The following is a 7,332-nucleotide window of genomic DNA, read 5'->3' as shown; positions in this document are numbered from 1 at the left end:
GGGGGGGGGTGGGTGGGGGGGTTGGGGGACGTGGGGGGGGTGGGGGTGGCGGGGGGGGTGGGGGGGGTGGGCGGGGTTGTGGCTTCGTTGTCGCCTTGGGTCGTGGACGGGGTGCGGCGGGGGTTTGGGGTGGTCCGGTCATGGTGTTCGTCTCGCCGGACCCTTCGTGACGCTCGCTCCTTCGTTGCGTCGCCCTCAGGGATCAAGGAGGTTGGTGCGGAGGGTGCTGTCTCGGGGGGTGAAGAGGTTGGTGCGGAGGGGGACGGTCCCGTTTATGAGTCTGTGTGGGCTTGTTTGAGTCGGCGTCCGCACAGCGATCATGTGCATACCGCTGCGCGCAGTGTTGTCGCGGCCGGGATCAGTGGGGCGGTGGCGGGGGGGGGGGGGTTGTCGCATCCGCTGTGGGCGTCGATGGGTGCGGTCGCCGCGATGCAGGGGGTCAGGTATCACCGGACGGTGCAGCGTGGGATCGCGCGGCTGGTGGGCAACGTCGTGGGCGGGGTGATCGCGGCCGTGCTGCTGGCGCTGCCGCTCGGGCATTGGGGAGCTATCGCCGCCATCATCGTGCTGCAGATCATCGCCGAGATCTGCGCGCCCTGGAACTACGCCATCACGTCGACGGTCGTGACGCCGATGGCGTTGCTGATGACGGCATTGAGCGTGGGCCTCGACCCGTCGATCGCGGTCGATCGCGTGCTCGACACGATGCTCGGGGTGGTCATCGGGATCGTGATCGCCCTGCTCACCGTCACCCGTCCCGACATCGACGGAATCCTCGAAAGCACAGGTGTGCGGCATCCGCGGGCCGGATCCGGCAGTTAAGTTCAGGGTGAACACAAAGGGGGACAGTCCCGCCGGCCGAGGGTAAACGGGCCGGTGAAAGGCTATTTTCCACCCGCCTGAACCAAACCTCGTGCCGTGTTCGCGCTGAGATCGGGGGGATACATCACGCCACGTGCATGCTAGTTTTTTGGCCATGACGAGCCCGAGCCACCCCACCAGCGATGTCACCGCCGTGACTGTCGCCATGGGCTGTCGGCTGCCGCTGGTCCGTCCGCTGTGTTGCTGTCGAATGCACTGATCGTCCCCACCTCCCCTCAGTACATTCGCCCCGCCGACGCCCGCTCAACCGTGCCCACACCTTCGGTGTGACATCGTCGTTGACCGCGCAGGTGTGGCCCCTCCAGCAAGGACACCACAGCCATGACCGCAACTCTTGATCGCTCTGCCTCCGTCGAAACCTTTGCGACGCTGCCCCGCACCCCACGGCAGACCCGTCCCCTCGCGTACGGATCGGGTCCGGCGCGTCCCCGTACCGCCGCGCCCCGACATGCGGGAGAATCGACAGCACCCCTGCGACGCGCGCTCGCCGACGGGGCGATTCCGGGAAGGGGGGCAAGCCAGATTCACATCGCGACGCCCCAACTCCAGCTCCCCAGCAAACCGGCCGCACTCGTGCTGCGGGCCGCACGCCTGTCCGGTCCGGTGTTCCGTGACGACGCCGCCGCGCAGACCGGGCTGTCGATCTCGACGGTCAACCGGCAGGTCGGCGCCCTGCTCAAGGCTGGGCTGATCCGGGAACGTGCCGACCTCGCTCCTGCCGGTGCCATCGGCCGGCCGCGTCTCCCGTTCGAACTGAATGTCACCGACTTCCTGACGGTCGGCATCCACATCGGCTACAAGGTCACCGCGATCACCACCTACGACCTGCTCCATCGCGTCGTCGGCGCCATCCAGATCGCCACTCCCACCGCCGAGAACCCGGAGCAGACCCTGGCCGCGATCGGGGCCAGCGCACGACGGTTCGTCGGACGCTGGGCCGGACGTCGCGTGCTGTGGGCCGGCGTCGCGATCGGTGGCCGGGTGTCGAACGGCGGCGTCGTCGACCATCCGCGTCTGGGCTGGCAGGAGGCCCCCGTCGGCCGGGTGATCGCCGAATCGCTCGGGCTGCCCGTGTCGGTGGCATCGCATGTGGAGGCGATGGCCGCCGCCGAACTCGTCGTCAACCCCGACGACAAGCGGTCCAGCTTCCTGTACTTCTACGCCCGCGAAATGGTGGGCATCGCGTTCAGCGTCGACGGCACCGTGCACACCCCCGCTGCCGGCCCGCCGGTCATCGGACACTTCCCCGTCGGCGGCACCCGGTTGCTCGACCCGCAGTGCACCGGACGACTCGAAGACACGGCCAGCGACACCGGCATCGTCGACGCCGCGAACGCCAACGGCCTGAACGTGCAGGACGTCGACCAGGTGCATGAGTTGGCCCGAAACGGTGATCCCACCGCCCGCGCGCTGCTCGAAGAACGCGCCGAAGTGCTGGGCCGGACCGTCGCGCTGATCGCAGACATCTTCAATCCCGACCACATCATCCTCGGCGGGCAGGCGTTCACCGACTACCCGGCGACGCTGCCGACCCTGGCCAAGGCGGTCCGCGAAACTTCCGTCGCCGAGCGTCGCGACGTGCGGGTATCCCGCTCGGGCACCACGGTCCAGCAGCAGGCAGCCGGCGCGGTCTCCCTCGACGCCATCTACACCGATCCGCTGGAGGCGATTGCGCTCACCGCGTGAACACACGGGTGCGGCCTGTAACAGCGGCGCGCACCGGGCCGACCTTCCTGATATCGACAAGGTTGGGAGCGGGCCCATGTGGAAGTCACGAACGTCGTCGAGGTCACGGTGTTTGCGTACGTCGATCGCGGCAGGGTTGGGGGTGGCGGCCCTGGTGGGAGGGACCGCCATGGCCGCTGCACCTTCGGCTGCTGCGGCACCCTCGGGCGCCACCTACTTCTCGGCGGCCGGCTTCAACTGCGCGATCACCGATTCGGGCAAAGTCGGCTGTGACCTGGGCCGTTCGGTTCCGGTCCAGCAGTACCTCGGACTGGGCAAAGCCAACGTCTACCTTCCGTACGGTGTGCGGCAGATGGTGATCGACGTGCCGTTCCTGCCCGCACATCCGGGACTCGGAATCGGCACGCCGTACACGCTGCCCGGTGGCAATCCGCCGATTGACGAGGTGGGTGTGCCTACCGGCTCCGGAGCAACCGCCGGATCCAAGGTCTCGCGCGGCGGATCCGAGTGCTACACAGGCTTTCACGGCGCGTTCTACTGCACCGGTCCGGGCGGGCACGGCTTCAATTACTACACCATGATCGTGGCGAGCTGAATCCTCAGTCGGCCGTGCGGCGGGGGTAGGCGCGCAGTGCGAACGGGGCGAAGACCGCGGTCAGGGCGAGGGACCAGATCACCGTTGAGAGCACCGGGTGTTGCAGGGGCAGTGCGGCGTCGGGCATGTCCGGGCCGTTGCCCCAGGACACGCGCAGCGCCTGCACGAGCGAGGACATCGGGTTCCATTCGGCGATGACCCGCAGGACCGTGGGCATCGGCCCAGTGGGCACGAACGCGTTGGACAGGAAGCTCAGCGGGAACAGCGTCGAGAACAGGAATCCGTTGACCGCCTCGACACTGCGCAGCCACGAGCCGACGAGGACGCCGAACCAGATCATCCCGAAACCGAACAGCAGCACCAACGCGAAACCGACGACGGCGTCGACGACGTTGGTGCGGATTCGCCAGCCGATGATCAGACCGGTCAGCGCCATCACGACGATGCCGATAGACGAATGCAGCAGGCTCGCCAGCGCCCGCCCCACCAGCACCGACGACCGCTGGATGGGCAGCGACCGGAACCGGTCGATGATGCCCTTCTCCAAGTCGTTGGTGAGGCCGGAAGCGACGATGAACGCGGTGAACATCATCGTCTGACCCATGATGCCGGGGAGCAGGAACTCCTTGTACGACGCGCCCGGGGCGTCGATCGCGGCACCGAACACGAACGCGAACAGGAGCACGAACATGATCGGCTGCACCGTCACGTCCGACAGCATCTCCGGCATGCGTTTGGTGTAGATCAGGTTGCGCCACACCATGAGTCCGGCCTGCTGCCACAGGTTGGTCGGATTGATCTGCGGGCGGTTCACGGTGCGGGCCGCCGCCGTCGAGGTGGTGGATTCGCTGGTCATCGTGACTTCTCCTCAGTCCCGGTGCCACTGGTGGCCAGGCCGGATTCGGTTGTGTCGGTGTCTTTTTCGTCATCCTCGGCGCGATGTCCGGTCAGTGCGAGGAACACGTCGTCCAGGCTGGGCCGGGCCAGACCCAGGTCGTCGACGGAGATCTTGCTGTCGTCGAGCCACCCGGCGGCCCGCGTGAGGTCGCCGAGGCCGCCGGCCGGGGTGGTGAGTCGCCGGGCGTTGCGGTCGATGAACACCTCCCCGCCGCCCTTGCGCAGCAATGCCGCCGCGGCGTCGATGTCGGCGGCGTCGGACACCGTGAGTTCGAGGCTGGCCGCGCCGGCCTGCTCCTTGAGCTGCAGCGGAGTTCCGTGCGCGATGATCTCGCCCTTGTCGATGACCACGATGTCGTCGGCGAGTTGATCGGCCTCCTCCAGGTACTGTGTGGTCAGCAACAGCGTGGTGCCGTCATTGACCAACGCACGCAACACTTCCCACAATTCATTTCGGCTGCGCGGGTCGAGGCCGGTGGTGGGCTCGTCGAGGAACAGCACCGGTGGGGCGGCGATGAGGCTGACGGCCAGATCGAGGCGTCGGCGCATACCGCCTGAGTATGAGCGGACCTGTTTGTCGCCGGCGTCGGTGAGGGAGAACTGTTCGAGCAACTCGTCGCCGCGGCGGGCGATGTCGCGACGGCCGATGCCGTACAGACCACCGATCAGCCGGATGTTCTCGCGGCCGGTCAGATACTCGTCGACGGTGGCCGCCTGGCCGGTCAGGCCCATGTTCTGCCTGACCAGGTCGGGTTCGCGGGTGACGTCGTAGCCGGCGATGCGGGCCGTGCCGCTGGTGGGCGGTGACAGCGTGGCGAGCATGCGCACGGTGGTGGTCTTGCCGGCACCGTTGGGGCCGAGCAGCCCGAGGACTGAACCCTCCGGCACCGTGAAGCTGACGCCGTTCACCGCGGTGAAGTCGCCGAAGCGTTTCACCAGGTTATCCGCTTCGATGGCGAGGGGCGTTCGGTGTGGAGTGGTCATGGTCACCCAGGATAGGGAGCAAAGCGGACAACCTGCGACCTATTTACCGGGTGAAAGTCCCTTGCGATGAGCCGACTGTCGTGATCCGGATACCGGACCCCAGGGCCTGGTCGGTATGTGAGGAGTATGTCAGCGAAAAAATCCGCGAATGCGGATATGGTTGCCACCATGTCTGCGATCAGGATCAGCGAGGCTGCGACGCTGCTCGGCGTCAGCGACGACACCGTGCGCCGCTGGATCGCCGCCGGTGAACTGCCCGCCACCAGCGGTGAGGGCGTCACCACCGTCGACGGTGCCGCGCTCGCCGAGATCGCCCGCCGCCGCGCACAGCAACCCGCCGACGACGGCAGCGGCGTGCTGCGCTCGGCCCGCAACCGGTTCACCGGCCTGGTCACCGACGTCCAGACCGACACGGTGATGGCCAAGGTGACCATGCAGTGCGGGCCGTTCGAGGTCACCTCACTGATGAGTTCGGAAGCGGCCAGAGAATTGGCACTGGAGCCGGGCAGCGTCGCCACGGCAGTGGTCAAAGCGACGACGGTGATCGTCGAAGTCAAAGGAGAACAACGATGAAGAAACTCGGGGCAGTATTGGGGGTCGCGGCCCTGCTCGTGGTGGCGGGCTGCTCGTCCGACGACGGTGACGACGCGGCGTCGAGCTCGGCCGCGTCCGGTCCGGTGACGCTCAACGTGTACGCTGCCGCGTCGTTGAAGAACACCTTCACCGCGATCGCGGGTGAGTTCGAGAAGGAGAACGACGGCGTCAAGGTGTCGCTGTCGTTCGACGGATCGTCGACGCTGGTCAACCAGATCAAACAGGGCGCGCCCGCCGATGTGTTCGCCTCCGCAGACGAGAAGAACATGGAAAAGCTCGGCGACAAGGCCACCGACCCGAAGATCTTCGCCACCAACACGCTCGTCATCGTCACCGCCCCCGGAAATCCGAAAGGTATTGCGTCCTTTGCTGATCTGAACAAGGCGGGGGTGACCACCGTCGTCTGCCAGGAGGCGCAGCCATGCGGTAACGCCACCGCGACCGTCGAGAAGAACACCGGCGTCACTGTCAAGGCGGCCTCGGAGGAGCAGTCGGTGACGGCGGTGCTCACCAAGGTCACCACCGGACAGGCAGATGCGGGCGTCGTGTACGTCACCGACGCCAAGTCGGCCGGCGACAAGGTGGCCACCGTCGACGATCCGGCATTCGCCGAGGTCGTCAACAAGTATCCGATCGCCACCGTTTCGGGCGCGGCCAACGACGCCGTCGGCAAGGAGTTCGCCGAACTGGTGCTCGGTGAGACCGGGCAGAAGATCCTGGGAGAGGCCGGTTTCGGCAAGCCATGAGACGGGCGCCCTGGTGGGTGTATCTCATTGCGGCGGTGGGGGGCACCGTCATCGCGCTCCCCCCCCCCGCGGTGGGGCTCCAGACGCCCCGGGGCACGTTCGGCCCGCCCGGGGCCTCGCAGTCGTCGCGGGAGGCGTTGCGGTTGTCGCTGCAGACGTCGGCGGCCACCACTGGGTTGTGCGTACTACTGGGAGTGCCGATGGCCGTGGTCTTTTCGCGGCACGACGGCCTGCTCGTGCGGGTACTTCGGTCGCTGGTGCTGCTGCCTTTGGTGCTGCCGCCGGTAGTCGGTGGTCTCGCGTTGCTGTACACGTTCGGAAAGCTCGGGATTCTCGGACAGCCGATGCGTGAGGCCGGAATCGATATCGCCTTCACCACTACCGCCGTGATTCTCGCGCAAACCTTTGTGGCGCTGCCGTTTCTGGTGATCAGCGTCGAGGGCGCGTTGCGGTCCGCGGGCACCCGGTATGAGGAGGTGGCTGCGACGCTCGGGGCTTCGCCCACGCGGGTGCTGTGGAAGGTGACCATCCCGTTGATCGCGCCGTCGGTGCTGGCGGGGCTGGTGCTGTCGTTCGCGCGGGCGCTCGGCGAGTTCGGCGCCACCATCACCTTCGCCGGCAACGCTCCCGGCGTCACCCGGACCGCGCCCCTGGCCATCTACGTCGACGCCATCGACGACCCCCAACGGGCCATCCCCATGTCCATTGTGCTGGTACTGATTTCGCTGGTCGTCGTGGTCGGGGTGCACAGCCGTCGTAAGGCGGTGGGTTCGTGACCGTGGTGAACGGTTTGGGAGCCTCATCTCGCCGGACCCTTCGTGACCTTCGCTCCTTCGTCGCTTCAGCCTCAGGGATCAAGAGGGGTGTTCCGGTTGGGGATGGGGCGGGGTGTTCGGTTTGGGAGCCTCATCTCGCCGGACCCTTCGTGACCTTCGCTCCTTCGTCGCT

8 protein-coding genes are annotated in these 7,332 nt (G+C 67.1%); 6 read left to right on the top strand and 2 right to left on the bottom strand.

What is annotated here, in order from left to right; all coding sequences use genetic code 11:
- Positions 1 to 12: 12 nt before the first annotated feature.
- The 3 genes from Q0627_RS22485 (at position 13) to Q0627_RS08935 (ending at position 3,163) form a co-directional block, all read left to right on the top strand.
- Entirely contained in the window at positions 13 to 822 is an 810-nt protein-coding gene (locus tag Q0627_RS22485; protein ID WP_367180761.1) for an FUSC family protein, read from the top strand.
- 381 nt (positions 823 to 1,203) lie between these two features.
- Entirely contained in the window at positions 1,204 to 2,568 is a 1,365-nt protein-coding gene (locus tag Q0627_RS08940) for an ROK family transcriptional regulator (protein WP_291018503.1), read from the top strand.
- A gap of 169 nt (positions 2,569 to 2,737) precedes the next feature.
- Positions 2,738 to 3,163: a hypothetical protein gene (locus tag Q0627_RS08935; RefSeq protein ID WP_291018505.1), complete on the top strand. Its 426-nt coding sequence runs from the start codon at positions 2,738 to 2,740 to the stop codon at positions 3,161 to 3,163.
- Between the two features lie 4 nt (positions 3,164 to 3,167).
- Here Q0627_RS08935 and Q0627_RS08930 read toward each other — a convergent pair whose 3' ends face one another.
- Together Q0627_RS08930 and Q0627_RS08925 are read right to left on the bottom strand one after the other, a co-directional pair.
- Complete coding sequence (locus tag Q0627_RS08930) at positions 3,168 to 4,019, bottom strand: ABC transporter permease (RefSeq protein WP_298809159.1); 852 nt, start codon at positions 4,017 to 4,019, stop codon at positions 3,168 to 3,170.
- Positions 4,016 to 5,044, bottom strand: a complete 1,029-nt coding sequence (locus tag Q0627_RS08925) for an ATP-binding cassette domain-containing protein (protein ID WP_291018509.1) — start codon at positions 5,042 to 5,044, stop codon at positions 4,016 to 4,018. Before Q0627_RS08925 ends, Q0627_RS08930 begins: the two co-directional genes overlap by 4 nt.
- Positions 5,045 to 5,212: 168 nt before the next feature.
- Between Q0627_RS08925 and Q0627_RS08920 the strand changes: the two genes are divergently transcribed.
- From Q0627_RS08920 to Q0627_RS08910, 3 genes are read left to right on the top strand one after another with little or no spacing between them, the layout of a single operon-like run.
- Positions 5,213 to 5,617 carry a molybdopterin-binding protein gene (locus Q0627_RS08920; protein ID WP_291018511.1) on the top strand — a complete coding sequence of 135 codons (405 nt, stop codon included), beginning with the start codon at positions 5,213 to 5,215 and terminating at the stop codon, positions 5,615 to 5,617.
- Complete coding sequence (modA, locus tag Q0627_RS08915) at positions 5,614 to 6,384, top strand: molybdate ABC transporter substrate-binding protein (RefSeq protein ID WP_291018513.1); 771 nt, start codon at positions 5,614 to 5,616, stop codon at positions 6,382 to 6,384. The genes Q0627_RS08920 and modA overlap by 4 nt, the downstream gene beginning before the upstream one ends.
- On the top strand, positions 6,381 to 7,160 hold the full coding sequence (locus tag Q0627_RS08910; RefSeq protein ID WP_298809156.1) for an ABC transporter permease: 780 nt from the start codon (positions 6,381 to 6,383) through the stop codon (positions 7,158 to 7,160). Before modA ends, Q0627_RS08910 begins: the two co-directional genes overlap by 4 nt.
- Positions 7,161 to 7,332: the final 172 nt, after the last annotated feature.

The organism is uncultured Gordonia sp., assembly GCF_937858515.1.
GTDB lineage: Bacteria > Actinomycetota > Actinomycetes > Mycobacteriales > Mycobacteriaceae > Gordonia.
The sequence above is the reverse complement of the archived record's forward strand: the minus strand, read 5'-3'. Positions and strand labels throughout refer to the sequence as shown.